The sequence below is a fragment of the Streptococcus sp. WB01_FAA12 genome (assembly GCF_012843315.1).
Lineage (GTDB): Bacteria > Bacillota > Bacilli > Lactobacillales > Streptococcaceae > Streptococcus.
The window spans coordinates 1-531 of sequence record NZ_JABAEX010000022.1 but is presented as its reverse complement, the minus strand read 5'-3'; the positions used below and the strand labels follow the sequence as shown (position 1 = coordinate 531).

Annotated in this window: 1 protein-coding gene; it reads left to right on the top strand. The window is 46.1% G+C overall.

The genetic code is table 11. The features are described from left to right. A partial coding sequence (locus HF881_RS10375; protein ID WP_206283227.1) for a hypothetical protein occupies window positions 1-531 on the top strand: 531 nt, incomplete at both ends.

Sequence of the window (531 nt, the reverse complement as noted above, 5' to 3'; positions counted from 1 at the left end):
AGCCAATCAGCTTCAGCATCAGTATCTGCAAGCCAATCAACTAGCGCATCAGTAAGTGCTAGTCAATCAGCTTCAGCATCAGTAAGTGCAAGCCAATCAACTAGCGCATCAGTAAGCTCAAGTGAATCAACTTCAGCATCAGTATCAGCAAGCCAATCAACTAGCGCATCAGTAAGTGCAAGTGAATCAGCTTCAGCTTCAGCATCAGTCAGCGCCAGCCAATCAGCAAGCGCATCAGTAAGCTCAAGTGAATCAGCTTCAGCATCAGTATCTGCAAGCCAATCAGCTAGCGCATCAGTATCTGCAAGTCAATCAGCTAGCGCATCAGTAAGCTCAAGTGAATCAGCTTCAGCATCAGTATCAGCAAGCCAATCAGCTAGCGCATCAGTATCTGCAAGTCAATCAGCTAGCGCATCAGTAAGCTCAAGTGAATCAGCTTCAGCATCAGTATCAGCAAGCCAATCAGCTAGCGCATCAGTATCTGCAAGTCAATCAACTAGCGCATCAGTAAGATCAAGTGAATCAGCTTCA